This window comes from Desulfosarcina variabilis str. Montpellier (assembly GCF_048565275.1).
Classification (GTDB): domain Bacteria; phylum Desulfobacterota; class Desulfobacteria; order Desulfobacterales; family Desulfosarcinaceae; genus Desulfosarcina; species Desulfosarcina variabilis.
Map to the genome: position 1 here is coordinate 4,955,943 of NZ_CP159846.1, position 26,855 is coordinate 4,982,797.

At 50.8% G+C, this 26,855-nt stretch carries 22 protein-coding genes; 6 read left to right on the forward strand and 16 right to left on the reverse strand.

Going from position 1 to position 26,855, the window contains the following annotated elements; translation table 11 throughout:
* Window positions 1-13 precede the first annotated feature (13 nt).
* The 3 genes from Dvar_RS22335 to Dvar_RS22345 form a co-directional block, all read right to left on the reverse strand.
* Window positions 14-2,200 carry an exonuclease domain-containing protein gene (locus tag Dvar_RS22335; protein ID WP_419655337.1) on the reverse strand — a complete coding sequence of 729 codons (2,187 nt, stop codon included), beginning with the start codon at window positions 2,198-2,200 and terminating at the stop codon, window positions 14-16.
* Window positions 2,197-2,565: a response regulator transcription factor gene (locus tag Dvar_RS22340; protein ID WP_419655338.1), complete on the reverse strand. Its 369-nt coding sequence runs from the start codon at window positions 2,563-2,565 to the stop codon at window positions 2,197-2,199. The genes Dvar_RS22335 and Dvar_RS22340 overlap by 4 nt, the downstream gene beginning before the upstream one ends.
* Before the next feature lie 225 nt (window positions 2,566-2,790).
* Window positions 2,791-3,018, reverse strand: coding sequence for a hypothetical protein (locus Dvar_RS22345; RefSeq protein ID WP_419655339.1), 228 nt, complete (start codon window positions 3,016-3,018; stop codon window positions 2,791-2,793).
* Between Dvar_RS22345 and Dvar_RS22350 the strand changes: the two genes are divergently transcribed.
* Window positions 3,017-3,223 carry a hypothetical protein gene (locus tag Dvar_RS22350; RefSeq protein WP_419655340.1) on the forward strand — a complete coding sequence of 69 codons (207 nt, stop codon included), beginning with the start codon at window positions 3,017-3,019 and terminating at the stop codon, window positions 3,221-3,223. The two genes, Dvar_RS22345 and Dvar_RS22350, sit on opposite strands and share 2 nt — an antisense overlap.
* 14 nt (window positions 3,224-3,237) lie before the next feature.
* On the opposite strand, the gene Dvar_RS22355 is transcribed toward Dvar_RS22350, so the two are convergent.
* The 9 genes from Dvar_RS22355 to Dvar_RS22395 form a co-directional block, all read right to left on the reverse strand.
* On the reverse strand, window positions 3,238-5,040 hold the full coding sequence (locus Dvar_RS22355) for a sodium:solute symporter family protein (RefSeq protein WP_419655341.1): 1,803 nt from the start codon (window positions 5,038-5,040) through the stop codon (window positions 3,238-3,240).
* A 157-nt stretch (window positions 5,041-5,197) separates the two neighbouring features.
* Window positions 5,198-7,231 carry an acetate--CoA ligase gene (acs, locus tag Dvar_RS22360; protein ID WP_419655342.1) on the reverse strand — a complete coding sequence of 678 codons (2,034 nt, stop codon included), beginning with the start codon at window positions 7,229-7,231 and terminating at the stop codon, window positions 5,198-5,200.
* Window positions 7,232-7,433: 202 nt separating this feature from the next.
* Entirely contained in the window at window positions 7,434-8,066 is a 633-nt protein-coding gene (locus tag Dvar_RS22365; protein WP_419655343.1) for a TetR/AcrR family transcriptional regulator, read from the reverse strand.
* 225 nt (window positions 8,067-8,291) lie between these two features.
* Entirely contained in the window at window positions 8,292-9,239 is a 948-nt protein-coding gene (locus Dvar_RS22370) for a ParB/RepB/Spo0J family partition protein (protein ID WP_419655344.1), read from the reverse strand.
* Window positions 9,229-10,125: a phosphoribosylaminoimidazolesuccinocarboxamide synthase gene (locus tag Dvar_RS22375; RefSeq protein ID WP_419655345.1), complete on the reverse strand. Its 897-nt coding sequence runs from the start codon at window positions 10,123-10,125 to the stop codon at window positions 9,229-9,231. The genes Dvar_RS22370 and Dvar_RS22375 overlap by 11 nt, the downstream gene beginning before the upstream one ends.
* 76 nt (window positions 10,126-10,201) lie before the next feature.
* The gene (locus tag Dvar_RS22380; protein WP_419655346.1) at window positions 10,202-10,561 is read right to left on the reverse strand and encodes a PilZ domain-containing protein; all 360 of its coding nucleotides are present in this window, start codon (window positions 10,559-10,561) and stop codon (window positions 10,202-10,204) included.
* A 58-nt stretch (window positions 10,562-10,619) separates the two neighbouring features.
* Entirely contained in the window at window positions 10,620-11,837 is a 1,218-nt protein-coding gene (locus Dvar_RS22385; protein WP_419655347.1) for a cyclic nucleotide-binding domain-containing protein, read from the reverse strand.
* Between the two features lie 15 nt (window positions 11,838-11,852).
* Window positions 11,853-12,467: a GTP-binding protein gene (locus Dvar_RS22390; protein WP_419655348.1), complete on the reverse strand. Its 615-nt coding sequence runs from the start codon at window positions 12,465-12,467 to the stop codon at window positions 11,853-11,855.
* Window positions 12,468-12,549: 82 nt separating this feature from the next.
* Window positions 12,550-13,338, reverse strand: coding sequence for a hypothetical protein (locus tag Dvar_RS22395; protein ID WP_419655349.1), 789 nt, complete (start codon window positions 13,336-13,338; stop codon window positions 12,550-12,552).
* Between the two features lie 425 nt (window positions 13,339-13,763).
* Here Dvar_RS22395 and mdh point away from each other — a divergent pair, with 425 nt between their 5' ends.
* Window positions 13,764-14,696, forward strand: a complete 933-nt coding sequence (gene mdh / locus Dvar_RS22400; RefSeq protein WP_419655350.1) for a malate dehydrogenase — start codon at window positions 13,764-13,766, stop codon at window positions 14,694-14,696.
* A 50-nt stretch (window positions 14,697-14,746) separates the two neighbouring features.
* On the opposite strand, the gene uvrC is transcribed toward mdh, so the two are convergent.
* Genes uvrC through ispF form a run of 4 tightly spaced genes read right to left on the reverse strand, consistent with a single transcriptional unit; the run spans window position 14,747 to window position 20,588 of the window.
* Window positions 14,747-16,588, reverse strand: a complete 1,842-nt coding sequence (uvrC, locus tag Dvar_RS22405; RefSeq protein WP_419655351.1) for an excinuclease ABC subunit UvrC — start codon at window positions 16,586-16,588, stop codon at window positions 14,747-14,749.
* A 36-nt stretch (window positions 16,589-16,624) separates the two neighbouring features.
* Window positions 16,625-18,625, reverse strand: coding sequence for an excinuclease ABC subunit UvrB (gene uvrB, locus Dvar_RS22410; protein WP_419655352.1), 2,001 nt, complete (start codon window positions 18,623-18,625; stop codon window positions 16,625-16,627).
* A gap of 9 nt (window positions 18,626-18,634) precedes the next feature.
* Complete coding sequence (gene cysS, locus Dvar_RS22415) at window positions 18,635-20,068, reverse strand: cysteine--tRNA ligase (protein ID WP_419655353.1); 1,434 nt, start codon at window positions 20,066-20,068, stop codon at window positions 18,635-18,637.
* 43 nt (window positions 20,069-20,111) lie between these two features.
* Complete coding sequence (gene ispF / locus Dvar_RS22420; RefSeq protein WP_419655354.1) at window positions 20,112-20,588, reverse strand: 2-C-methyl-D-erythritol 2,4-cyclodiphosphate synthase; 477 nt, start codon at window positions 20,586-20,588, stop codon at window positions 20,112-20,114.
* A 445-nt stretch (window positions 20,589-21,033) separates the two neighbouring features.
* Between ispF and Dvar_RS22425 the strand changes: the two genes are divergently transcribed.
* The 4 genes from Dvar_RS22425 to prsK all read left to right on the forward strand — a co-directional run bounded on the left by Dvar_RS22425 (window position 21,034) and on the right by prsK (window position 26,778).
* On the forward strand, window positions 21,034-23,205 hold the full coding sequence (locus Dvar_RS22425) for an acetate--CoA ligase family protein (protein ID WP_419655355.1): 2,172 nt from the start codon (window positions 21,034-21,036) through the stop codon (window positions 23,203-23,205).
* A 50-nt stretch (window positions 23,206-23,255) separates the two neighbouring features.
* Complete coding sequence (locus Dvar_RS22430; protein WP_419655356.1) at window positions 23,256-23,699, forward strand: hypothetical protein; 444 nt, start codon at window positions 23,256-23,258, stop codon at window positions 23,697-23,699.
* Window positions 23,674-24,609, forward strand: coding sequence for an Hsp33 family molecular chaperone HslO (locus Dvar_RS22435; protein ID WP_419655357.1), 936 nt, complete (start codon window positions 23,674-23,676; stop codon window positions 24,607-24,609). The genes Dvar_RS22430 and Dvar_RS22435 overlap by 26 nt, the downstream gene beginning before the upstream one ends.
* 96 nt (window positions 24,610-24,705) lie before the next feature.
* The gene (gene prsK / locus Dvar_RS22440; RefSeq protein ID WP_419655358.1) at window positions 24,706-26,778 is read left to right on the forward strand and encodes an XrtA/PEP-CTERM system histidine kinase PrsK; all 2,073 of its coding nucleotides are present in this window, start codon (window positions 24,706-24,708) and stop codon (window positions 26,776-26,778) included.
* Window positions 26,779-26,855: the final 77 nt, after the last annotated feature.

Sequence of the window (26,855 nt, forward strand, 5' to 3'; positions counted from 1 at the left end):
ATATTTCAATTTTTCAATACTTCTTGAGTTTGGCGTAGTAGGTTCGCTGTGAGGCAAGCAGCGCTTCTTTTAATGTATAGATGCCTTTTTCATTTAAAAGCGGTATCGTCTTTAAAAATACCTCACCGGTGGCCATGGCATCCCCAAGGGCGTCGTGCCGTTTGCTGATGGCAACGCCCAGCCGCTGGGCAATGGCATCCAGATTATGGTTATTGTGGGCGGGATGGATAACCGCCGACAGATGCATGGTGTCCAGTACCGGATTAATGAATCGCAGGCCGGTTTGTTTTTCTTTCATTTGCAGCATGCGCATATCAAAGGCAGCGTTGTGCGCCACCAGGATCGTGTTTTTAGCAAATCGATGGAAAAAAGGCAAAACCTTATCAATTGTAGGCTTTCCCGCCAACATCTCATCGTTGATGCCGTGAATCTTGGTGGATTCGATGGGCACCGGTCGACCCGGATACACAAGTTGGTTGACCGTCTCTGTAGTCAGCAGCCGGCCGTTGACAATACGGATGGCGCCAATCGAGATGATTTCATCTCCACTTCGTGGATCCAGGCCGGTCGTTTCCGTATCAAACACCGTATAAACGAGTTCCGTAAGCAAACGGTTTTCCATTTCCGGGGTTTGCCCGGCCTGGTTGAAAAGGTCGAAATCATAAAACTCCGGTCGGCCCTTGGGTAGAATCGTCACTTGGCGTATATCCGGCGTAATAGCTTCAGATTGCACCATGGGGATAAAGAGACGCAGGCAAACGTCCCCACGATTGTGTTGATTCGGCGTGTGGGGCCAGATTTCGGCATGGTGGTGATCCAGCACCTCTTTGAGCGTTAATGGATATCCTTTTTGGGTGCCGGTCAAGGAAAGCTCGCTCCAGCGCCTTAAGGTCTCGATTTTGATTGGCTCACCCTGCCAGATGAGATCCAATTGGACAAGATTTCCCGGCGCGCTCAAACGGATACGGCTGCATTTCGCATGACACTCATTTTTCAGGCAATTGAGGATATATTCAACGGCAGTGATCATTGCGTAGCCGTCCACTTTAATCATGCAGCGGGAATCACAGTCGTGCACGTCAATGGGCAGATCCGCGACCGCTTCAATTTCCTCCTTTAGCGTGGCAATGAAATCGGTGACTAAAATGGGAGATAACGGCCAGCGAGATCGGGCATAGCGGTCTGCCTCTGGTAGATCGCTTCTCAGTATCCGGCTCAGACTCTGGGTTTCAGCAGAAATGATACCTATAAAATCTTTTTTTTGGTCCACGTCCATGTCGGGAAACTGAATCATCAGATCGATAATCGATCGAATGGAGGCGGTCGACGAGCGCAGGGTTTTGGCCATCTCCTTGAAACGCTGGCTGAATTTTCCATCATATTCCAATTGATGGGTGATATCCGAAAAAATGAGCACAAACCCAGCAAAGCCATGATCTTCATCCAAAATCGGAAGTGTTTCCACGCGGAGTTGACGCTGATCACCGGTCACCATGACAAAATGAGAGGAAATATTTTCTTTTTTTTGGTTCAGTTTGTTTTGAATATCCTTCAGGGCATATTGGATCAGATGTTCATCGATCAACGCATAGATCGATCGTTTTAAACCGATGAAGCCTTCAGGGACCACCGTTTCGATCTGCCCCGACACGCCAATGGCATCTTGCGCTTTTTCAAGCACCCGTTGGGCTTGCCTGTTGTAAAGCAAAATCCGACCTGCCGCATCGCAGATCAAAACACCCTGGGTCAGTTCTGCCATGATCGTGGCCAGGATGTTTTTTTCCGCCTCGATTTTCGATTTGGCGGATTCCACCGTCTGATCGATAAGATGTTTGGCAGATTGTAACTGGTCGCCGCAAACGTTGATCAACTCGGACAACACCCTGACCTCACGGCTGCCATCGATCTTGAGCCGATGGGCCGGATTAACGGTGTTCATGACTTTGGTTTCTTCAATGACTTGATTTAACGGAAGGATATAAAAGCGGAAAAACCAGTCCAGCGTAAAACCGAAAGCGGCAAATAAAAACACACCGGTGCTGAAAAAGTACCAGAACTGCTGCTTGAAAATTTGAATCAACAGTTGTTGTTCAACGGGCAACAGTTGTCGCCAGAAAAGAATGGCTAAGGTTGCGGCAATGGCGGTGGTGAAGACTGTACAGACAATGGCGAAAAGCCAGAATTTGTTGTTCAGTTTCATTCGTTTAAGAGATCTTTGACCTGATTGACCACATCGGCGTTTGAGAACGGTTTGGTAATGTAGGCATCCGCCCCCAAGGTATTGCCCTTGGCGATATCCAAATCTCGGGTCATGGCGGAGAGAAAAACCACTTTTATATTTCTGGACGATGGTTTTTCTCTGATACTTTGGCAAACTTGAAATCCATCCACTGCCGGCAGCATTACGTCCAGCAAAACCAAATCCGGCTGGAAATCATCCACAGCCGTCAAGGCATCTTCACCGGAATGAACCACCCTCACCTGAAACTGGTTTTGTTCCATCAGAAACTTCAGAGGTACGGTGATGCTTGGCTCATCATCGACAATTAAAATCTTTTTGCCCATAATTATCCATACCCTCGCGAGAATAGAATTTCAAGGTTGCAGATGAAGCAAAGGCGGATTTTATTAGACGTTTGGTTAGACAACAGATGAGGCACAAATGAATGGTGTGCGGATTTAAAGCATACCTAGACGAACCTGAAATGCGATAGAAGGATCGCTTCACCATGGCGAGGTCCTCCATTTCCGGCACAAAAAAAAGCGTATCAATAAAGGGCGATGATAGACTCAGGCAGACAAGAGTGGTGATGCAATCAGTTCCATAAATACGTAAGTTAAAAAAGTGACCACCGCAACGATGATGCCGGCCACATAAAGATGGTTCATCCGATGTTTGTTTTTATCTTTTTCATGGTAATACACCGCCTCACAGCACTTTTCACACCAGCTGCGGTTACGATCGGTAATAAACGAGTGGCCACATCGGCAGGTAACTTGTTTGGGTTTGAGTGCCATGATGATAATCCTTATCGGCTATGCGCTGACGTTGGCGTGTCAGCGGTTATTAAAAGTAGGGGCCGGCCGCGTGATCAACGACGCGGCCGGCATTTCAGCGTATAATTCTATTTATCCGAACAATCCCCATCCAAAGGATGCGGTCCAGAGGATGGAAAACACGACCAATCCAATCATCCATATATCTTCTTTTTTCATGGGGTAATCCTCCTTTGATGCTTAAGCTTCTTTTACGACGATGTTGGTTTCCTTCTCGGCCCGGTCAATTTGAACCTCATTGGTAGTGGCCATTTCAGCCTTGAAGCAAAGGGCCCACATCATGATGATGCCCAGAATCCACCAGGAGATCTGCCAGGACCACAAGGGCGTGAATCCGGAGAAGGAGAAAGCCTTGTTACCCAGGATACAGGCCGGCCCAATGGCAAAGAAATACCACAGCGGCACGGCGATCTTCATCACACTGCGCCACTGCTTGCCTGATTCGCTGGGTGCATCGATATCGTCAAGGAAAGTGCGCACCTCGGCCTGGCGCTTGATGGTCTCCTCGTCATCCTTGATGCCCAGGCCGCGGCAGATGTAGGCCACGACAAGGCCGCTGAAAGTACCCCAGAAGGCACAGTGCATGGACAGCGGGTTCGGCCAGATCGCGTAGGTTAGATATACGGCCAACATACCGACCAAAACACCAAGTACAGCTCCGACCCGCGGGAACTTGAAGCCCCAGATGACACCTAAGAGCAGCACGTACATCACAAAACCAAAGGCGGTGGCCAATGCGCCGAGAATAACCAACGCCGCCTTGGAGGTCATGCCCACGACCAGTGCAAGAATGGTCAATACCGTCGCGAATACCCGGTTCATCCAGATCTGCTCGGCATGGGTGGCTTCCTGTTTGCGGATATATCTCCAGTAAATATCGCGCAGCAGAATCGAACCGCCTGTGCCGATGTACGGCGCTGCCGTGGAATGGATGGCCGCGATGGCGCCCATGAAAACGACACCCAGCATGAAGGGGGGCAGAAATTCGTTCATCAAGGTGGGTACTACCGTTGCATTGTTCAGGTTCTGGAAGGCTTCATGACCGGCCAGTTCCAGTACCTTGGCACCCATGCCCTGGAACGCGGTGAAGAAGAACAGGGCAAAGCCAACCACGAAGGTGGACATAAACGCCTGCTGCCAGGCCAGGGGTTTGGGTGACTTGATCCCGAAGGTCCACATGGTGAACGCCGGGGAGCTTTGGATGCCCATCAGGGCAAACATGTAGGTCAGCACCATGACCGCTGTCCAGGCCGATTCACCGGGTGCCCCGCCCAGGTAGTCCACCGTGTTGATGACCCGGGGAACCTCCAGGAATTTGACATCCAGGTTGTGGACAGCAGCCGAGAAACCCGACCAGCCACCGAACTGCGGTGCGGTGATAACGAAAAAGCCCAGGATGATGATACCACCGACCAGGAGAATAAACTGAATCACGCCGACCCAGGTGCTGGCCTTGAGCCCGCCCGTGCACACGTAAAACCATACGATGAAGGCCATGAAAATGGCACCAAAGGTAATCGGTACGCCGGCGATGATGTTAAACAGCGCTGCGGATGCCATCAGCTGAACGGCTGAGTAAAAAATGGAGTAGAGAACCGCCGTCAACACCACCAGAAACCTTAGCGGTTCGGAATTGTAGTAGTAGGCGTACATATCGCCAGGGGTGATAAACCCGTAGCGTTTGCCCATCAACCAGGTCCGTTTTGAAAAGAATGTACCGGTGATGGGAATGGTTAGTACATAAAATGACGCAAATGCGTATGCCAACCCGTCCCGCCAGATCAGGCCCGGATGGCCGATAAATGTCCACCCGGAGAACGACGCTGCCGTTGCCGCGAGCAGGAAAGCAAAAAAGGGAATCGACCGCCCGGCAATGGCATAGCCCGAAGAGGTCTTCTCTGTAAAGTATCCTTTAAGCCCCCAATAAAAACAGTAGATGATGTAAAGCCCCAACATGATATAGACCCACGTGGTTCCGCCCATAACGTTTCCTCCTGTGCCTATTTGTCAAAATCGTTTGACCGGCCGCCAAAAAGTTTGTTGTTGCTCCTGATCGTTCAGGCGTTGCATCACCTCCTCTCAAGGCCCTTTTGTGGCTGGACCGGACCGACCCATGATCCGATCCAGCCGGATTTTTTATTTATTGTTGAACCATTTGCCTTATTTCTTCCACAATCTCCGGATTGGCCAGCGTCATGACGTCGCCAACGTCACTCTTATTGGACAGTGCGCCCAGCACCCGTCGCATAATCTTTCCCGAACGGGTCTTGGGCATATCCTTGACAATCCAGACCTTGCGCGGTTTGGCAATCTTGCCGATTTCCTCGCAAACGGCATCGGAGATCTTTTTTGCCAGTGCGTCACTGGCTTCAAATCCGGGTTTGAGTGAAATATATAGATCCGGTTCCTTGCCTTTGATATCGTGGGCCACGGGCACAACCGCCGCCTCGGCAACTTCACCCACCACCAGGGCAGCGGATTCGATTTCCTTGGTGCCCAACCGATGCCCGGAGACGTTGATCACGTCATCGATTCGTCCGAGGATACGGTAATATCCGTCTTCGGCTTCGACCGCAGCGTCACCGGTCAGATAAGGCCAGTCCCGCCAATCCTTGCTGTTGGGATCTTTGCAGTACCGGGCAAAGTAGGTGTCCACGAACCGATCCCGATCCCCCCAGATGGTCTGGAACATACCGGGCCAGGGGTTCTGGATGCAGATGTTGCCGGCCTTGCCGGAGCCTCTGGGGACTTCATTGCCTTCGTCGTCAAAGATAATGGGGTGGATGCCCGGCATGCCGGGACCTGCACTGCCCGGTTTCATTGGCGTGATGGCCGGCAGGGTGCTGCACAGAAAACCACCGGTTTCCGTTTGCCACCAGGTGTCGACGATAATAGCCTCCCCTTTGCCCACTTCCTTGTGATACCATTTCCACACTTCCGGTTCGATGGGCTCGCCAACCGTGGTCATGTGTTTGAAATGGTAATTGTATTTGGCCGGCTCATCCGGACCGATTTTTCTTAAGGCGCGGATGGCGGTGGGTGCGGTGTGGAAAATATTGACATCCAGATCCTGGGCAATGCGCCAGGACCGGCCGGCGTCCGGATAGGTGGGAACCCCCTCATAGATTACCGTGGAGGCGCAGTTGGCCAGCGGACCATAGACGATATACGAATGACCGGTGATCCAGCCGATGTCGGCCATGCACCAGTACACATCTTCCGGATGAATATCCTGAACGAACTTGGAGGTGCCGGTGACATAGGCCAAATAACCGCCGGTACCGTGCTGGCAGCCCTTGGGCTTGCCGGTGGTGCCGCTGGTGTACATGAGAAACAGCGGATCTTCCGAATTCATGCGTTCCGGTTCAACCCGGGCGCCGTAGTATTTGCTCAGCAGATCGTTGACGAAAAAGTCACGGCCTTCGACCATGGGTTTCTTGGCCGAGTATTTGCCGGCATAACGCTGCCAGACCAGTACCTTATCCACCTTTTGGCCGAGCTTTTCGGCGTGCTCGACAGCGATATCCGCATTTTGCCGGTGGTCGATCAGGCTGCCGCTACGGTAGTAGGCGTCCATGGTGATCAGCACATTGCTGCCTGAATCGACGATGCGATCGGCACAGGCCGTTCCGCTGAAGCCACCGAACACCTGGGAATGAATGACGCCCAGACGGGCACAGGCCAACATGGTAATGGGCAGCTCCGGTACCATGGGCATATGCAGGGTCACCCGGTCCCCCCGTTTCAGGCCGGCAAAATCCTTTAGCAGGGCGGCGAATTCATTAACCCGAACATAGAGTTCCTGGTAGGTGATATGCTCGTATTTTTCATCCATCGGTTCAGGGACGAAATGGATGGCGGTTTTGTTCTTGTTGTCTTTCAGGTGGCGGTCAATGCAGTTGTAGCTGGCGTTAATCTTGCCGCCCTTGAACCATTTGTAACAAGGCGCATCGCTGGTATCTAAAATATCGTCCCAGTATTCATACCAATCTAAGAGATCGGCATATTCCTTGTAGCAATTGGGAAAATTGTCCAGGCTGAAGCGCTCGTAAATTCCCTTGTCGGTCATGTTGGCCTGGGCAACAAATTCAGTTGATGGATAGTAGTATCCTTCTTCCTGCCAGTGAACGGCAATTTGAGCCTCTGATGTTTCGACAACTTCTTTTTCTGCCATGGGTACGAATCCTCCGATTAAAGTTGTGGGTTCTGTCCTTCCGATTGGCTTGCGTTTTTTTTGATTTCCCAAGCAAATGGATGGACCCGTGGGTCCTTGAATTACGATGAACAAGAAGTTATCCTACCCCGATTACAATCCCCCCTTTCATCCATGTTGTGTTTTTTCCTTTTATCTCTACGGCCGATAAGCTTTACGCCGGTTATTGGCGCAAAATTCCGCGAAAAAAAATATCGAAAGCAATGTCAAAGGTTTCTTTGAGTACGTCGGTGTTGCCGTTGATCATCTTTTTGCTTGTTTCCCAAAGTACGATGCCTGAAAAAAGGGACCACAGAATATCGGCAACCGCTGTCGGACGGCAGTCAACAAATTGCTTTTTGCGGATGCCATCTTCAAAAATACTGGCAATGACTTTCATGGAATTTCGGCTGAGGGTTTCTATTTGCTGTAGCAGATCGGAGGAGAGGTTTTTCAGTGATTCACTGGATTGCATATGGAACATATTGAGCAGAATCAGCGGGTCGAATTCGTACACATCGAGCATGGCCCCTTTTAGACTGTCCAGCCGTTGTTTGGCATCCGTGAAGGGTTCGGCATTGACATGTTCCAGACGGATCATCAGATATTGGAGAATACGCAAGGAAAGCGAGGCATACAGTTCATCTTTGTTCTTAAAATAGAGGTAGAGCGTACCGGGACTCAGTTCTGCCTCGGCAGCAATATCTTCCATGGTTGCCTTGCCAAAACCTTTGTCAGTAAAGACGCGTTTGGCGGCAACCATGATCTGCTGCCGTCTTCGCTCCCTTTCTCGCTCTCTTCTTTCTTGAATGCCCATATTTTATGAATTCCATTTAGTTCCTGTACGAAGATACATATCATGGCTTTAATTTGTCAAGTTATATTTGTTCATAGTTTATAATTTTGTCCCAATCATTGGCAGGCTTTTGGTTTTGTGAATGGGCGTGTGATAGAAAGCTGTCAGCAAATAGCTGTTAGCCGTTAGGATGCATGGATCTTTCGATTAAACGCAAACAGCTAATCGCTTAAGAATCCGTCAAACTTATTCAGGTAGGATTTGGGTGGCGCCGGCAATTTTTTCAAGATCGGCCAACAGCCGTTTGAGCTGTTGACGAGAGCGAACCGAGAGGCTCAGGCGAAAGGTTTGGCCCTCGAAAAAACGCGGGGGTTGGAGTTGAATGGCAGGATCGACCTTTAGCCCCTTAAATGCCTGGTGAAAGGCATCTTCGGCTTTACTCAATTCCGGATAGCGCATTAGTTTGAGCACCTGCCGTAAGCGTTGTACCTGTTGCGGCATCGGCGTGTTATCGTCTGCAAAAATCGATGTGATATCCTGCTGTTCCAATAGCCGGGAAACGCTCATCTCTTTAATGATTGCCGTCTCGACAATGAGTTCGAAAAGTTCCCGCTGATTGTTTAGTCCTGTGTTTATTTTTTGGAACAGCAACGACAAGGCGGTGCCATCATCTTGGTGCAGGGTACGAATTGAGATGGCGACCGGCAGTGCAATGCTACCGTTGACGATGGCCATTTGCAGCGATTCCGGCATATCGGCAATGGGCAACAGACGCTGCACAGCCTTTCGGCTGGTGGGCAACCCCACTAACCGAGCGGCTGCATGCCAGTCCGTTTCATCTGGCGCAAATCGCTGTATCAAGGCAAGCGCCCGCGATTGTTCGACAGTATTGAGCGGGCGTTGAAATGCATTGTCGGCAATGGCCATTTGGGCCTGGTCGAAACCGGACGCGTGATCATTGATGATCCGTGCTGGAATATCCACCAAGGAAAGCGATTGACACACTGAAATCCGGCGAAAACCGCTGACAACGATGAACCCCTCTCCCTTGGGAACCAGCATAGGGGGCTGTAAGACCCCCATCTGGCTGATTGATGGCGTTAGATCGCTATAATCGCTGTTTGTGGTAATCCTGAACGTTTGATCGGAGGTATTGATCTTGGACAGGCGAATATGGCGAACGTTATAGTCCATGGTTGTCGCCGGATAAAAGGGTCAACGCCTCAACGTATTTGGCACGGGTATTGTCAATGACGACTTGGGGAAGTGTGGGGCCGGGAGCCGTTTTATCCCAATCCAGGGTCGAGAGGTAATCCCTTAAATATTGCTTGTCAAAGCTCTTTTGAGAGCCACCCGGTGTGTAGGTGGCTCTTGGCCAGAACCGTGAAGAGTCAGGGGTCAGCACCTCGTCGATTAAGATCAGCTGACCATCCAGCAGACCGAATTCAAACTTGGTGTCGGCGATCAAAATCCCTTTTTCAGCTGCAATCTGGGCACCTTTTCGATAAATCGCCAAAGACAGATCCCGCGCTTGTTCAGCAACCGATGCACCGACCAAGCGGACCATTTCATCAAAATCGATATTGATGTCGTGCTTGCCCTGGTCTTCTTTTGTCGACGGGGTGAATATCGGCTCGGGTAGCTGATCAGACTCCACCAACCCCTTGGGCAGCTGAATACCACACACGGATCCATCCTGTTGGTAGGATTTCCAACCCGATCCAGTGATGTACCCGCGGACCACGCATTCAACAGGAAGGGGCTGCGTTTTTTTAATGAGAATGCTTCGATTCTGCAAATCCACTTGATATGGTTTGCAGGATTCAGGGTACTGGTTGACATCGGCAGTGATCACATGATTGTCCACCAGCGATGCCATTATTTCAAACCAGAAAAGAGAAATCTGGGTCAGCACAACGCCTTTGTCCGGGATTGGATCAGGCAAAACAACATCAAACGCAGACATACGATCGGTTGCCACCATCAGATAGGCATCCTGAAGATCGTACATATCACGGACTTTGCCGCGTTGCATGAGATTAAGAGAAGAAAAGTCCGTTTCTCTAACAGCATGGGTCATTTTTAATATTTCCTTTGGTCATCAATGGTCGTCAGGTAGTCAACCTTATCGTTGTGGGCCCGATTGCCCACACATATCAGGTGTCGCTGGAGGGGGACATGGCATTAAATGCATTAATGTAGCGTCGTAGGGTTTTCAGGGAGCTGTCATCAATGGAAAGGAACTCAATGCCGGATTGGAACCGACCGGTTTGTGTAGGCCGATTAAACACGACCTTCCCGCGAATGGTGACCATATCTTCTTTGAGTCCAACGACAACTTTTACTATATCATTCTCATTGAACGGAATATGCGTTTCCAGCATGATCCCGGATTCGGATACGTTGATGGTGCGTCCCATGCCCTGCGTTACAGAGTCATTATTATTTTTGTCTATGTGCTCATAGTTAAGTAAATAGATCGAGTCTACCCTGGAATATTTGCGTTTTTCGTTCATGGACATTCACCCTTGTTCCAATGGAAGAGGTTGACGATGTTAAACCGTTACCAAACGATCAGACGCCTTGTCGGACTGATAAAGTTGAATCGGTAGCCGTCGCCTTCTTTGCTTTCAAGGAATTGCAGACAATATCCGAGGTAACCGAGATGCTGGTCGCTAAATTATCAACGATGTTCTTAAATGTTGTTGAGAGGCGATTATATTCTTTTTGCAGTGATACCGCCTGAACTTTGGAAACTTTTATATTATCCGACCCGTAAATGGATGCACCTTCGGGTTCCAGGCCCGAATTGAGAAAAGGCACACTACCGAAATAGTCTCCTTTGTAGAGGTGGCAAAGCAGTACCGGGCCGTTTGGGGTTCTGCGAACGACCGATGCGCGTCCCTGCTTGATGATATAAAGCTGCTCTTCTTTCATCTTGGCTTGGGGAATGAGGACCTTTTTGTCTTTTAGAATGTCTAAGGGTTGAACATTTCCATCATTATATTCAACGACACGATCGGTAAGCTGTTTGATGCGTTTGTCCAAACTGGTCAGATAGGCTCGAAATTCCATTGACATGGCCGCATATTCCTGGGCCAACCGTTGGGAATCCAAAACGCCCAGTTGGACATTGCCGACCGCTATGGCTGTTGCTGTGCGGATGTGCCCCTGCAACAAAAAGGATGCCATGCTGCCCACAAAGGAACCATCACCAATGCGAATAATAGGAATCTCCCCGGCGTCGGTCTCTTTGACAATATCAACAACCCCCTCTAGGATGACCCATATCCAGCTGCCGTGCTTGCCCTCTTCAACGATATATTCACCATCGAAAAAATCTTCCTCATCGACGACATACATGTAGTCCACAAGGGGACCTTTTAGGACCGGGGTTTTGGATATAGACGCCTTTAATTCGTTGATTTTGGTATCGGCATTGGCCGTTGGGCCAATGATTGGCGTCTGTCCGTCGTCCACAAGCCGCATCCCTTCCAGCACTATTCCCATGCGGCTTTTGGCAATGCGTTTTTCGGCAAATACGGCTTCACGGGTAAATTCAAAGGATCCGGAAAGCCATCCGAAAAGAGAATAAAGCGCCTCGATCCCCTCTACCGTGTCATTTTGTGCATTTATGGGGTTTCCATCAATGAAGTAGACAAAGGCAGGCACTGGGGCGTAACGGTTGATCAGCCGAAGAACGCCTGTACTACCGCTTGACCCAAGAAGCTGAATGATATCACCTAAGGACAGGAAACCCAAGCTTCCCGATAGCACCACGCTTTCATTCATAGGAAATATGATCCCCTATTTGGCCCACTGAAATTCTTTTTGTAAGGATTTCAAGGTTTCCATTAAGCAGGTCTTGAGTGTTATGCCCACCCCGTCACCTTTGACCGCACTTCCGGGAAATGATGGAACCTTCAGTTGCCGGTTGAGGTCTCTTTCCATCTGCTCAATAGACATCAGCGGAATACCTTCGTCAGCCAGATCCCTTTTATTGTGCTGAATCACCAGTGGCACTTTGAATATGCTTTTTCCGTATTCCTTGAGATTGGCTTGCAGATCTTTTAATGACAGCATATTTTTTTCGCGTCGAACTTCCAGAGAGTCGGCAACGAAAATGATACCATCGACCCCCCTTAAGACCAGTTTGCGCGTTGAACCGTATTTTACCTGGCCGGGTACCGTATACAACTGAACTCGAACATCACAGCCTTTGATTTTCCCCAGCCCCATGGGTAGAAAATCAAAAAACAAGGTTCGGTCGCCCTCGGTATTGATGGAGACCATCTCACCGGTAACCTGCTTTTTGTAAGACTTGAAGATGTATTCAAGATTCGTTGTTTTCCCGCAACGCCCTGCACCATAGTAAACGATTTTGCACTCGATTTCCTTTTTTTTCAGGTTAAAAATAGCCATATAGAATTATCCTTCACTGATGAATGATATGAGCGCTTCAAGAAAGTATATGTCAACACGACAAAGACCGTTGCAAGGGGTATCAAGTGCTTGAAATTTTTAGATCAAGGCAGAAATCTCCCCGTTTCGGACCACTATCAATCTGGGTCTTGTTCGCAACTACGGCCGTTCCGCTGAACATCGCAATGGGTGAGTAAAACTGAATATCTTCAAGCGTGTCTCCATTTTTCAAATCCTCAATCATTCCTTTATCGTTTTTTGGAATGATCATGCTCAGCAAATCACCGGATTGAAAGTTCACATCAATTTCAACCATCCTCCCCATATGCGGGCCGCTGGAGAAAGTGATCCCAATGGATGTGATTTCCAGAATTTCTTCTTCGGGCTCATCAGGCATACTGAATTCGATACCACCGCTTTGTGTCGTATCCGCTTCGCCTTCAACCACAGGAGCGGGAAGTGTTTTTTCGATGCCCCGTTTTTCCAGAATGGGTTGGAGATAGGCCCGGATGGATTCCATTTCGCCGGTGGAAAAAAGATCGCTTGAAAACCATTGGTTGTACTGGTCAATGGCATCATCCGCCGTGCCCATGGCCATCTTACAGCGGATGATATTCCTTGCCGCTTCCAGCCGGTAGGTATCATCTTTTAAAATGGCCTGCAGCTCAACAATGGATCGTTCGAACTGCCCGAATCTGGCCAGGGCCACTGCTTTTTGTAAGTCATTCTCGCCAAAAAGGTTTTTAATCAAGTCCTGGCCCTTTTCAGACAATTCAGGGGATGCCGGTCCGGTCTGGGCTTTCTCGGTTTTTTCTTCAAGAGATTGGATTTTTTCTGAAATGGCCTTGATCAAGCCCTCTTTATTTTTCAAATTATTTATATTATTAATAATTTCTGAAGCTGCGGTGTATTTTTGTTTTGCATCGGCGAAAAGTCCTTGAGCACGATACAATTCAGCTTCATTTAAAAGAGATTTGATTTGGAGCCTAATATCCATTCACGATCCTGTTATTTTTGATCGTTTATGCATGTTGCGTGAATGCCGCTGGTTGATCAAGGCATTTTTTTCGGTTGATCGGGATTCGATATGGAATGATTCCCAATGAACCTAATATTTTGCCATCACAAGATGTTTTATCCTGTTTGCCCTTTTATTGTCAACATTTGAGAACTAACTATTTATAAAACAAACATATTGACATTGACCGATGGTATGTTATCAAGACCTCTTCACCTTTTTCAGCCGTTTTAAAAAAATTCGACACAATAACCCATCAACCCAAAAAGGAGCAAATTATGGACAAAAAGGTTACAGTTGTCGGCGCGGGTAATGTTGGCGCCACCGCCGCCCAACGGCTGGCTGAGAAAGAACTGTGCGATGTCGTTCTCGTCGATATCGTTGAGGGTGTGCCCCAGGGCAAATCATTGGATCTGACCGAAGCCGCACCGGTTGAAAAACATGACGCGAAGATAACCGGTACCAATAGTTACGAAGCGACTGCGGATTCTGATATCGTGATTATCACTGCCGGTATTCCCCGCAAACCGGGCATGAGCCGGGATGATCTGATCAGCACCAACGCGGGTATCATCAAAAGCGTTACCGAACAGATCGTCAAATACTCTCCCAACACGATTCTTATCATTGTCAGCAATCCGCTGGATGCCATGTGCCATGTGGCCCTGGAGGCATCGGGATTTCCCAAAAACCGTGTAATCGGGATGGCAGGAGTGCTGGATTCCGCTCGCTTTCGGGCGTTTATCGCCATGGAATTGAACGTTTCCGTGGAAAATACGCACGCTTTCGTTCTGGGTGGCCACGGCGACACCATGGTTCCCCTGCCCCGCTACTCGACCGTTGCTGGTATTCCCATTACCGAGCTGATCTCCAAGGATCGCATTGACGCATTGGTCGATCGCACGGCCAACGGCGGTGCTGAAATCGTCGGGCTGCTGAAAACCGGCAGCGCCTACTATGCCCCGGCCTCTTCAGCCGTGGAAATGGCCGAATCCATCATCAAGGACAAGAAAAAAATTCTGCCCTGTGCCGCCTATCTGACGGGTGAATACGGACTCAATGAACTGTTCATCGGCGTGCCGGTAAAACTGGGCAAAGACGGTATCGAACAGGTCATCGAAATCACGCTCACCGAAGACGAAAAGGCCGCCTTGATGAAATCGGCCGATGCCGTGCAGGGATTGAAGGAAACCCTGGCCAAATTAGGATAACACCCATCCATTACTGGATGGACACGATGTTAAACGCTCAATGGCTTAAGTCAAGTCAACGCCTGTTTAATAGCTTGGGCCAATGAAACCGTAATACCGGGCAGTTCGCTGATCTCTTGGGCAGTGGCTGCCCGGATCTTTTTAATGCCACCGAAGTGCTTCAGGAGCAGGGCTTTGCGTTTGGGGCCAACCCCGGCGATACAGTCCAGCTGAGATCCCACCATGGCCCGACCCCGTGTTTTCCGCTGAAACGTGATGGCAAACCGATGGGCCTCGTCCCGAATTTGCTGCAACAGTAAAAGCAGCCGTCCATCTCGTCCCAGATTAACGGGATTGGCCCGATTGGGCAAATAAATTTTATCATCGGTTTCCCCCCGCTGCACATCTTTCTTGGCAATGCCGGCGACACTGAACTGCCCGGAAAGCCCCAGATCGGTCAATACGCTGATGGCGATTCCCAGTTGGCCCTTGCCGCCGTCCACCAATAAAAGATCCGGCTCCGGGTTGGCCGCATTGATCTTTTTAAAACGCCGGGTAAGCACTTCAGCCATGGTCGCATAATCATCCGGAGCGGCCACCGTACGGATGGAAAACCGGCGGTATCCGTTTTTATAGGGGCGTCCGTGCTCAAAGACAACCATCGCCGCCACTGGATGGGTGCCGGCCAGGTTGGAGTTGTCAAAGCATTCAATCCGTTGGGGCAGCCGGTCCATGTGCAGCCGTCGCTTTAACCCTTCCAGAATGTCGGCATCCTGTGAGATTCTTTGAATTTTTTCCCGAAGTGTGTTGGCCGCGTTGGTCTGGGCCATCTCAAGCAGGCGTCGTTTCTCGCCCTTTATCGGTTGCCGGATTTTCACCCGCCTGCCTTTCCATTCGGATAACGTCTCCTCCATCAGCGCGGCATTGTCCGGCAGGATAGGCACCAGGACTTCAATCGGGATATCATGGACCTTCTCATAGTACTGCCCTAAAAACTGAGCCACCAGTTCTGCGGGTTCGGACGGCACCTGGGTCATTTCGAAATGACGAATGCCCTGCAAAAATCCCCGCCTTAAAGTCATTACCGACAATACCCTGAAATCGATGTTTCCGCTGATGCCGATCACGTCCCGATCCAAAAAGTCGGTCGTCACCGTGACCTGCCGTTCCAATGTTTTTTCAAGCGCCTGCATCCGGTCCCGCAGTGCCGCGGCCATTTCAAAATCCAGACGCTCGGCGGCTTTTTGCATCTGGCGCTGGATGCGTTTGATCAACTCGGGCGTTCGGCCTTTTAGAAAAAGGATCACTTCTTTGACGATGGCCTTGTAATCGTCTGCGTTCACATCCAGGCAACATGGCGCCAGGCACTGCTTCATCTGATAATGAATGCAGGGCCGGGTCCGGTGCCCCATGGATCGGTCGCTGCATTTTCGAAGCGGAAAGGTCTTGTTGATCATTTTGACGGTCTGGCGCACACCGTGGGCCGAGGTAAAAGGCCCGAAATAAACGGCCCCATCTTTGGGGGTTTTGCGAACGATTTCGATTTTTGGATACGCCGCCTTGACGTTGATACGAATCGACGGGTAGCGTTTGTCGTCCTTTAGAACGACGTTGAAACGTGGCCGGTGCCGTTTGATCAGGCTGGACTCTAAGATCAGGGCCTCTTTTTCCGAGGCGGTGACGACCGTTTCAATGTCAGCTACGCGGGTGACCATCAAGGCGGTCTTGGCACTATGGGTGTCCTGGCGCTGAAAATAGGACGCGACCCGTTTGCGCAGGTTAATCGCCTTGCCCACATAGATGACCTGTCCGCTTTCATCTTTCATGATGTAGACACCAGGCTTTTCGGTAATCTGTTTGATGGTTTCGGCCATCTGAATCAATGGATCCGGCTTGTCTGAATCGGGTGCCATAGCAAAACCTATGGAGAGATATGGGAAATCGTCAGATCAGGATTCAAAAAGCATGCGTTTTCGAAGTGCTTTAATGCGATCACGGAACTCGGCGGCTTTTTCAAAGGCCAGTTCTTTGGCTGCATCCTGCATGTGTGCTTCCAGATCACGGATCATGGCCTCCAGGTCCGCCTCGCTCTCAAAGTCGGCCGTCACCTCGGCCACGGTGTCGGTCTGCATTTGTTCATCCGATGCGGTATAGGCCATGTCGAAAATATCGGTAATGGTCTTGCGAATGGTTGTGGGAATGATGTGATGGGTCTCGTTATAGCGCTGCTGAATTTCCCGTCGCCTTTCGGTCTCCTCCATGGCCTGCCGCATGGATGCCGTAACCTGGTCGGCGTAGAGTACCACCGTTCCATTGCTGTTTCTGGCAGCCCGGCCAAAGGTCTGGATCAATGACCGGGTGGAGCGCAGAAAACCCTCCTTGTCCGCATCCAGAATCGCCACAAGGGATACTTCGGGAATGTCCAGCCCCTCCCGCAACAGGTTGATACCAATCAAGGCGTCGAATTTGCCCACGCGCAGATCACGAATGATGTCCATGCGCTCCATGGTGGAAATGTCAGAATGCAGGTAGCGCACCGCCAGCCCCATGTCGGTGTAATACTCGGTGAGATCTTCGGCCATGCGTTTGGTCATGGTGGTGACCAGGATGCGCTCCCCACGCTGTTGACGCTGACGAATCTCTTCAAACAGGTCGTCCACCTGATTGCGGGCACTGCGCACATGCACGATGGGATCCAGAAGCCCGGTGGGTCTGACGATCTGCTCCACCACATGTCCATGGCTCTCGGACAGTTCATAGGCCGCCGGGGTGGCCGACACATAAACGATCTGGTGAACGCGCGAGCACCATTCCTCAAACTTGAGCGGCCGGTTGTCCAGTGCCGAAGGCAAGCGGAATCCGTAATTGACCAATGTCTGCTTGCGCGAACGATCGCCTTTGTACATGGCCTGGATCTGGGGGATGGCGATATGGCTTTCGTCGACGAAAACGATAAAATCTTTGGGGAAGTAATCCAGCAGCGTGGGCGGCGGCTGGCCGGCCAATCGGCCGGTCAGATGCCTGGAGTAATTTTCGATGCCGTTGCAGTAGCCGATTTCCTGGATCATCTCCAGATCAAACAGGGTGCGTTCATCGATGCGCTGGGCCTCGATGAGTTTGTTCTCCTGACGAAAAAATTCAACGCGGTCTTTGAGCTCCTGGACAATGGTCCGGGTGGCGCGCTGAAGGGTGGCCTTCTGGGTCACATAATGGCTGGCCGGGAAAATGGATATCTGATCGAGGGTCTGCAGCGTGGTCCCTTTAAGCGGGTCAAAGGTCTGAATGGTCTCGATGTCATCGCCGAAATAGTCGATGCGAACAGCCACATCCTCTTCATAAGCCGGAAAGATCTCTACCCGGTCCCCACGCACCCGGAACACCCCCCGGTGAAAATCCATATCGTTGCGCTGGTAATGGATGGAAACCAGCTGATATAGAAGACGCTCGCGCGGCAATTCCATATCCGCGGAAAGCTCGATGCGCATGGACAGATAATCTTCAGGTGCCCCCAGCCCATAGATGCAGGATACGCTGGCCACCACGATCACATCGGTTCGTGACAGCACGTTGCGCGTGGCGGAGTGGCGCATCTTGTCGATCATCTCGTTGATCGACGAGTCTTTCTGAATATACGTGTCCGTGGTGGGAATGTAGGCTTCCGGCTGATAATAATCGTAGTAGCTGACGAAATATTCGACCGCATTTTCCGGAAACAGCTGGCGAAATTCGTTGTACAACTGGGCCGCCAGGGTTTTGTTGGGCGCCAGGATCAGCGCCGGACGCCCCTCCCGGGCGATAATGTTGGCCACGGTAAAGGTCTTGCCCGAGCCGGTGACGCCTAACAGGACCTGGCTCTTTCGGCCTTTGGCCAACTGGTCGCTGATATGTTCGATGGCCTGGGGCTGGTCGCCGCAGGGCGTAAATTCAGATACGATTTTAAATGCTGCCATGGGCGTTTATCAGGTGGCGACTTTCCAATGGGTGCCATCGGCCTTGTCTTCCAGAACGATGCCGGCGTCCTGCAATTGATCGCGAATCTCGTCCGCCCGCTTCCAATCCTTGTTCTTCCGGGCCGCTGTCCGTTCGGCCACCAATGAGTCGATGGTCTCAGGCGAGATGGTCATATCCTGCATCTGATTTTGCGTCCGCTGATCGAAAAAATCGCGCCAGGACTGCTGCATGATTCCCAGTATATTGCCGATGCGCAAAAGATCGGCGGCCAAATCCGCCAAGGCAGTGTCGGCGTTTTCACCACTGTCTTCATCCAGTAGACGATTGGTTTCTTTTATAAGGTTGAAAAGAATGCCGATCCCCTTGGCCGTGTTGAAATCATCATCCATGGACTTACAAAAATCCTGCCAGTAACTGGTATTGGACGGGGTGTCGGTATTGGCCACAATGGAGGCTTCCTCATCCAGGCGCTTGATCACACCGTAGATTTTGTCCAAGGCCTTTTCGGTTTCTTTCAGGTGCTGATCGGCAAAGTCAATGGGGCTGCGATAGTGATTGGAAAGTAAAAACAGCCGCACGGTTTCAGGATGATAGGCCTTGAGGATGTCTTTGATCATTAAAAAATTATTCAATGATTTGGACATTTTTTCATTGTTGATATTCACAAAGCCGTTATGCATCCAGTACCGCGCAAAGGGTTTGCCGTGGGCCGCCTCGGATTGGGCGATTTCGTTTTCATGGTGAGGAAAAATCAAATCCTTGCCACCGCCGTGGATGTCAAAGGTTTCCCCCAGCAGCCGCCGACTCATGGCTGAGCATTCGATATGCCATCCGGGACGCCCCTGCCCCCATGGACTCTCCCATGACGGTTCACCGGGCTTGGCGGCTTTCCAGAGCACGAAATCATAGGGGTTGCGCTTGCTGGTGTTGATCTCGATGCGACTGCCGGCAATCATGTCTTCGAGCTTGCGGCCAGAAAGTTTTCCATAATCGGCAAATGCGTCCACGGCAAAGAAAACGTCTCCATCGCCCACATAAGCGGCATTTTTATCAATCAGTGTTTGTACAATGGCAATAATGTCATCGATATGTTCGGTCACCCGCGGTTCATGGTCGGCGCGCATGACGTTGAGTGCGTCCATGTCGCGGTGGAACTCGTCGATAAATTTTTCGGCCAGTTCAAGGGCGGGCATGCCGACCTCAGCAGCTCGCTTGATGATTTTGTCATCCACGTCCGTAAAATTGCGTACGTAGGTCACCTGATAGCCCATGGCCCGCAGGTATCGCACGACAACATCAAAGACGACCACCGAGCGGGCATGCCCCACATGGCAGGAGTCGTAAACCGTGGGCCCGCAAACATAGATCTGAACTTTTCCAGGAACGACGGGGTCAAAAGGTTGCTTGGATTTTGTCAGTGTGTTGTAGATACGTATTGCCATGGTTACCCAATCTCACTAGCGTATTAATTGCCGGTTGACGGCGTTATGGATTGTCCAAAAGGACCACGCACATGGCGGCGATTCCCGCCCCCTGGCCAATGTTTCCCAGGCCTTCGGTTGTGGTGGCTTTGATGTTGATGCGGCTGTGATCCACGCCCAGGCAGTCGGCCATGCGCATGGCCATTTGCGTTTTGAAAGGGGATAATTTCGGCGCCTGGGCGAACACCGTTGCATCCAGGTTGACCAGACTCAGCCCGCGCTGCCTGACAAGGCGGTAAGTGGTGTTAAGCAGATCGATGCTACAGGCGTCTTTGTACTGGGGATCGGTATCCGGGAAGTGTTCACCGATGTCCCCCATGCCCGCGGCCCCCAAAAGGGCATCACACGCCGCATGCAGCAGCACATCGGCATCTGAATGTCCCAAAAGCCCTTTTTCGAAGGGGATCTCGATCCCGCCCAGAATCAGTTTCCGGCCCGCAACCAACCGATGAATATCGTATCCCAACCCCACGCGTGTCATTCAGCCGACCATCTTTTTACAATTACCAGTTACCATTACCAAAGATTAACAAATCGCAATAAAAAATGATTTTAATACCACACTTATAAATGGTCGTAAAGCAGCACCCGGCATCGAATCAAACAAAATATTCGCTGTCAGCCAGACGCAAATACAATAAACGGGAAAAATGCCGCATTTCAGACAGATTCGTAAAAAGCCCGAGATCAAGGCTTGCGAATCCCGAGGAATACCGCTATCGCGGGTGCCGAAGGCAGCGTACATAGAGTACTCCGCAGTGACGAGGGATGAAGCGTAACGCCGATATCGGGCTTTTAACGAATCCGTTAAGTATGACTTGACCGCCCTGATGCCCCTCAAGTAAACAAAGATCTGTTTTTAGTCAGTGTTCATCCAGAAATGGTCTATTTCTTAACGGATAAAAGTTCAATGAGGAGACGCCTACGTGGATGTAAGTCAATTTGTAAGAAAGGTTCTTGACTCGGGTAGAACCGCCTTGTCGGAAGCGGAATCAAAGCCAATATTGCAACAGTACGGGGTGCCCGTCGTAACCGAAACTACGGTGGCAACACCCGAAGATGCCGTTCAGGCCGCAACCGCCATGGGGTACCCGGTCGTTTTGAAGGGAGTTAGCCAAACCGTCCTGCATAAAACCGAGGCCGGTCTGGTTCACCTGAATTTAGCCGATGACGGTGCGGTTACCCGGGCAGCGCAACAGATTCTGAAAAATGATTCTGATATGGCGATTCTCGTTCAGCCGCAAATCAGCGGCCACCGGGAATTCGTGGCCGGACTCTTTCGTGACCCCCAATTTGGCCCGGCGATTCTTTTCGGGCTGGGCGGGATCTTCACCGAGGCCCTTGCCGATGTTGTTTTTCGGCTGGCCCCCTTATCCGAGCAGGATGCACTGGATATGATTTCATCCATAAAGGCCCGCCCCTTGCTGAATGCTTTTCGCGGCGAGACGGCGGTGGATCGGCAAGCCCTTTTGCAAACACTGATGGGGCTTTCCGCCCTTGCCGTTGATGTTCCCGAGATTACCGAGATTGATATCAATCCACTGATCGCCACAGCGACCGGAAAGCTTGTGGCGGTGGATGCACTGATCACCCTGGCCAGCCCGGATGGTATTGATGCCGACCCGTCACGGGTCGAGCCGCGCGACATTCACAGGCTGTTCTATCCGCGCTCCGTGGCGTTTGTCGGCGCTTCTTCAGAAATGGGCAAATGGGGCCATACTTTGATCTGCAATACCCTCAGCGGAGGGTTCCAGGGCAAGGTCTATGCGGTCAATCCCAAAGGGGAGATAATCGCCGGCAAGCCTTCTTTCCGGACGGTGGCAGACATCCCCGGCCCGGTGGATCTGGCCGTGGTGACCATACCGGCGGCAGCGGTGCTGGACCTGATTCCACAGCTCAAGGCCAAGGGCATCGAAAAGGTTGTGATGATCACATCGGGATTCGCGGAAACCGGTCCCGAGGGCAAAGCGCTGGAACGTAAGCTGGCTGAGACGGCACAAGCTGCCGGCATCCATATCCTGGGGCCCAACACCATGGGCATCTGCAATCCGCACATCGATTTTTTCTGTACAGGCGCGCCGGTACGTCCCATGGCCGGTCCAACGGCTGTCGTCGCCCAATCCGGCAACATGGGGGTCCAGCTGCTGGCATTTGCCGAACAGCAGGGAATCGGCATCCGGGCCTTTTCCGGTTCCGGCAATGAAGCCATGATCACCATCGAGGATTATCTGGAAGGGTTTGAAGTCGATGAATTGACACAAACGGTGATGTTGTACGTGGAAAGCGTCAAACAGGGGCGTCGCTTTTTCGAAAGCGCCCGGCGGGTGAGCCGAAAAAAACCGATTGTTCTGCTCAAGGGCGGTCAGACAAAGGCCGGCAACCAGGCGGCGGCCAGTCACACGGGGGCCATGGCCTCGGATGTGCGGCTGTTTGATGCGGTCTGCCAGCAGGCTGGAATTATCAAGGTCGACCAGCCCATGGAATTACTGGATCTGTCTGCTGCCTTTTCTTCCCTGCCCCTTCCCAAAGGCAATCGCGTGGCAATTATGACCCTGGGCGGGGGATGGGGGGTGGTCACCGCTGATTTGTGCAGTCAGCACGGCCTTGATATCCCCGCGCTTGACAAGGACCTGATCCGCCGCATTGATACGGTGTTACCCCCCTATTGGAGCCGCGCCAATCCCATTGATCTGGTGGGCGAAAGGGACCCGTCACTGCCCATGACGGTTATGAAAATTCTGCTCGAGTGGGATGGGTGCGATGCGGTGATTATGCTTGGCATCATGGGACGCAGGATTTTTCTGGGCCGCATGGCAGCAATGGTTGCCCAGGCAGACCCTGCCTATACACGTGCGTCACTTGACCAGGCCGTGGACACGTTGACAGACTGGGAAAACAAATATGTTGATCAGATTGTGCAACTGATGGAAACCTACGCCAAGCCGATTGTGGGGGTCAGCCTTTTCAACGACAGCCAGGACGTTACCGTTCGAAAGGCAGGCGGGAATCGGTTCAAATCGGTCTTTTACGACACACCGGAGCAGGCAGTAAAAGCGCTGGCCCACATGGCCGGGTATCAACGGTTCCGCAGCCGTTAGCGCCTGTTTGATAAATCCGTCTTTGGACACGTTGCCTGAAAGGGTAGATAATGTTTTTTCTGGATTCATCGTTGCTCATCGCTGCCGGCGCTAGCTTTGTGGCCGGGGTAATGGGCTACATCATTGCCCGCTTGTGGATCAAGCCCATCGTCAGTTACAATATTACCAAACGCAAACTGGATGCCCAGCTGAACCGTTACCTGGCACAGATGCCCGAAGGCCCTGCCGCGATGAATGAAAACAATGATTCGTCTGCCGGTGCGGATGCCCTTGGCATGGCGCGCAAAATGGCCATGAAACTGCTGTCCCATTACAATGACGAAATTCCCTACTGGTACCGTTTATTCTTGGACAGCCGGCAGGAATCCCCCACGCAGGCATCAGGATTGCTTACCAATCTAAGCAAGATAAAAGATCCCCAAAAACGCCGGTCACGAATCGAGGCCGCCAAAAAAGAACTGAAACTCCATGGAAAAAAAACGACCCGAAGCTAGCCAAATCGCCGTCGACACCAACCGTCAAGACGGTCTGCACACCTTTCTGATGGCAGGTGACACGATTCGCGGTGCCATGCTTGACGGCAGCTGGATGATCGCCCAAATGGGATGGAATCACGAACTGGGTGTCTTGGAAACACTCGCCCTGGGGCACGCCTACCTTGGGGCCTGCCTGATGAGTGCCAGTCTTAAGGGCAATGACCGCTTGCGCCTGCAGGTCGATTGTACAGGGCCGATCAAAGGTCTGGTCGTCGAAGCCAACGCAGCTGGCGCGGTGCGCGGTTTTTTGAAAAATGTGCCCATTCCCATCGACAACCCCCTTGAGGATTTCAATCTGGCCCCATTTTTCGGCGCCGGCTTTTTATCCGTGACCCGTATGCTGGAAGATGCCAAGCAACCCTTCACAGGACGGGTGATGATGGCCCATGGCCGCCTGGCAAAGGATCTGGCCCACTACTACCTGACATCAGAACAGATTCCCACCGCTTTCAGTCTAAGCATAAAATTTGATACGCGTGGACGTGTGGTTGCGGCCGGGGGGTTGTTTCTCCAGGCCCTGCCAGACGCCGAAGAAGAGATTATCAAAAAAATCGAAACGCAGGTGGTCAGTTTACCCTCCATTGGGGTTTCCCTGGCCGAAAAGACGTCCCCAAAAGATTTTGTACAATCCCATCTGGCGGATTTTTCTCCCCGTTTCGTTGACCAACGGCCGGTGGAATTTGATTGCCACTGCAACCGGGATCAGATTCGCAGTGTGCTCAAAATGCTACCGCCTGGTGAATTGAAGGACATCCAGGCCAATGGGCCGTTTCCGTTGGAGCTTCGCTGCCATCACTGCAATACGCGTTACCTGTTTGACCAGGATCAGATCGACCGGATTGTGGCCGTGCGTTTTGCGCAAAATTAAATCTGAAAGATGAGCTGCGGGCGATTATAAAACTCAAAGCGATGAATAGTAAATTAGGTCAAAACACAACGCCATGAATCGCTCTTCGAGGAATAAATGATTTTTATTATTGGTGGTTTTTCCATCATACTCCTGTTCTCGATAATCGTGGATTGCCGGGTGGATCAACCGGTACGCTTGGTTTATTTCAGCATACTTCGGATGCTGGTAATCATCATCTCTTTAGCGGCTGTCTATTGGGTTGTTGTTTTTGGTAAAGAATTCTATTTTATCCCGCTTCTATATGCTGCCGAATCGATCTTTGCCTTATTTTGGATGTTGTTGGCATATCGGTTTTTCCAAGTCAGAAAGGATAAAAAAAGGCAGAACATTCTGATTGAGCTACTTTTTCTTTTGCTGTCGACAGGGGTTCTGGTTACTGCATTAAATACCCATCTGACCCTGTTCGCCGGTGCGTCGATTGTTGATAAAGTACTGCTCATTTCCAATCCCAGTCTGTCCTACTACAGTGCTTTATTGATGCTCGTCTCGACCATACTGATGGCATGGCAAATCGAGGCCTTTTGGCGCTCGCTGGACGCTGGGGGGAAACAGGGCCACAAATATCTGGCAATTGGTATTTTACTGGTTTGTGCCATCATGGGATGGTCAGGCGCCTATCGACTGACTTACCTTCGACTGCCCCGCGAACATGTTCTGTTGTTGGCCGTTATACTCTTTTTGGGTGTCGCTTTCATTGCTTATGCACTAGTCAAGTACCGCTTGCTCAACCGCAAGTTATTCATTTCCAGGAAGGTGGTTTATGCCACGCTTACACCGCTTTTGTTTGCCGGGTATTTTTTATTTGTGGGCATCTCGGCCCTGCTATTAAAATTTTTCGACTGGCCCGTTCCTTTCGTAGCCAAGTGGACGTTTGTAATTGTGGGAATAACCGTCATCTGTGTTTTAGCACTTTCCGGCAGCATTCGCCGAAAGGTACGTTTTTTTATCAGTACGAATTTTTACGTGAACAAATATGAATATCGCGATGAATGGTTGGCTTTCTCCAGTTTACTGCAGGACAAACTGACCGAAAAAGGGGTGATTGAGGCCTTACATCAAATATTAAAAGATTGCTTGTATACACAACGCATTTTGATCTGGTCAGGAGATACACAAAATGGTTTTAAATTAATTCACCACGGAAAACAGCCTGTTGATGCGAACGCAATTTTGGCCGGCGATGACTCCCTTATTTGCTATCTGCAAAATAATCCCCACCTCTATGTCCAGGACGACCACGGGGATGCGATTTATCAGACCATTTTGTCCGAACGGGAATCTTTTTTCCAGTCCCACGGGATTGTCTTGTTGGTTCCGCTGGTATTGGGCAGCCAATTTGTGGGGTTGGTCGGATTAGGGGAAGAAACCACCGGGGGACGCTATGGACACGATGATTTCGATTTATTGATGGCATTGGGATCCCACGCGGCCTCTGCATTACTTGCCGTCCGAAATGCTGAAAAACTGGCCAAAACACGTGAACAATCGGCATATATCAAACTCTCAGCCTTTATCCTCCACGATATCAAGAATGCAGCAGCCATGCTTGACCTGGTGCGAGCCAATGCACCCCGCCACATGGCCAATCCCGAATTCCAGCAGGATATGTTGGAGACCATCGACGATGCGCTCAAACGTATGGTAAAGGTGCAAAATAGATTGTCCGTCCTTAAAAATGAAACCATCCCAAATTTCAAATCAACGAATTTATATATCCTGCTTGATTCCATCTGTAAAAAATTAACAAAAAAGAATGGCAAATTAGAAATCAATGTAAAATATTTCGACAGTGTTGCGGTTCACACCGATCCTGAATTCATTGAGCGTATTATCGAAAATTTGGTGCTCAATGCAAACCAGGCCGGCGCCACATCTGTCAATGTGACGGCAACGGTAAACGAAAAAATAAAAATATCGATCGCTGACAACGGTGTCGGTATCAATGAGGACTTATTGCCCTATGCTTTGTTCGAGTCTTTTAAAACCGGAAAGCCAGCGGGTAGCGGTATCGGCCTGTGGCAGGCCAGGCAGTTGGTCGAGGCGTTGGGAGGTGACATTCAGGCATTGAATTCTCCTGATGGTGGGGCGCTGTTCGTCCTCCTGCTGCCGTTGGAAAAAGAACTCTAAAAAGTTGAATCTGTAAAAGGACCTCGACCCGTCATGCCGGAATTGATCCGGTATCCGTTAACAAAGGAAATGACTAC

Bases quoted from the DNA above. Each gene is read 5' to 3' on its own strand.
- Dvar_RS22335 (WP_419655337.1), bottom strand. From the start codon at position 2,200: ATGAAACTGAACAACAAATTCTGGCTTTTCGCCATTGTCTGTACAGTC.
- Dvar_RS22340 (WP_419655338.1), bottom strand. From the start codon at position 2,565: ATGGGCAAAAAGATTTTAATTGTCGATGATGAGCCAAGCATCACCGTA.
- Dvar_RS22350 (WP_419655340.1), top strand. From the start codon at position 3,017: ATGATGATAATCCTTATCGGCTATGCGCTGACGTTGGCGTGTCAGCGG.
- Dvar_RS22345 (WP_419655339.1), bottom strand. From the start codon at position 3,018: ATGGCACTCAAACCCAAACAAGTTACCTGCCGATGTGGCCACTCGTTT.
- Dvar_RS22355 (WP_419655341.1), bottom strand. From the start codon at position 5,040: ATGGGCGGAACCACGTGGGTCTATATCATGTTGGGGCTTTACATCATC.
- acs (WP_419655342.1), bottom strand. From the start codon at position 7,231: ATGGCAGAAAAAGAAGTTGTCGAAACATCAGAGGCTCAAATTGCCGTT.
- Dvar_RS22365 (WP_419655343.1), bottom strand. From the start codon at position 8,066: ATGGGCATTCAAGAAAGAAGAGAGCGAGAAAGGGAGCGAAGACGGCAG.
- Dvar_RS22370 (WP_419655344.1), bottom strand. From the start codon at position 9,239: ATGGACTATAACGTTCGCCATATTCGCCTGTCCAAGATCAATACCTCC.
- Dvar_RS22375 (WP_419655345.1), bottom strand. From the start codon at position 10,125: ATGACCCATGCTGTTAGAGAAACGGACTTTTCTTCTCTTAATCTCATG.
- Dvar_RS22380 (WP_419655346.1), bottom strand. From the start codon at position 10,561: ATGAACGAAAAACGCAAATATTCCAGGGTAGACTCGATCTATTTACTT.
- Dvar_RS22385 (WP_419655347.1), bottom strand. From the start codon at position 11,837: ATGAATGAAAGCGTGGTGCTATCGGGAAGCTTGGGTTTCCTGTCCTTA.
- Dvar_RS22390 (WP_419655348.1), bottom strand. From the start codon at position 12,467: ATGGCTATTTTTAACCTGAAAAAAAAGGAAATCGAGTGCAAAATCGTT.
- mdh (WP_419655350.1), top strand. From the start codon at position 13,764: ATGGACAAAAAGGTTACAGTTGTCGGCGCGGGTAATGTTGGCGCCACC.
- uvrC (WP_419655351.1), bottom strand. From the start codon at position 16,588: ATGGCACCCGATTCAGACAAGCCGGATCCATTGATTCAGATGGCCGAA.
- uvrB (WP_419655352.1), bottom strand. From the start codon at position 18,625: ATGGCAGCATTTAAAATCGTATCTGAATTTACGCCCTGCGGCGACCAG.
- cysS (WP_419655353.1), bottom strand. From the start codon at position 20,068: ATGGCAATACGTATCTACAACACACTGACAAAATCCAAGCAACCTTTT.
- ispF (WP_419655354.1), bottom strand. From the start codon at position 20,588: ATGACACGCGTGGGGTTGGGATACGATATTCATCGGTTGGTTGCGGGC.
- Dvar_RS22430 (WP_419655356.1), top strand. From the start codon at position 23,256: ATGTTTTTTCTGGATTCATCGTTGCTCATCGCTGCCGGCGCTAGCTTT.
- Dvar_RS22435 (WP_419655357.1), top strand. From the start codon at position 23,674: ATGGAAAAAAAACGACCCGAAGCTAGCCAAATCGCCGTCGACACCAAC.
- prsK (WP_419655358.1), top strand. From the start codon at position 24,706: ATGATTTTTATTATTGGTGGTTTTTCCATCATACTCCTGTTCTCGATA.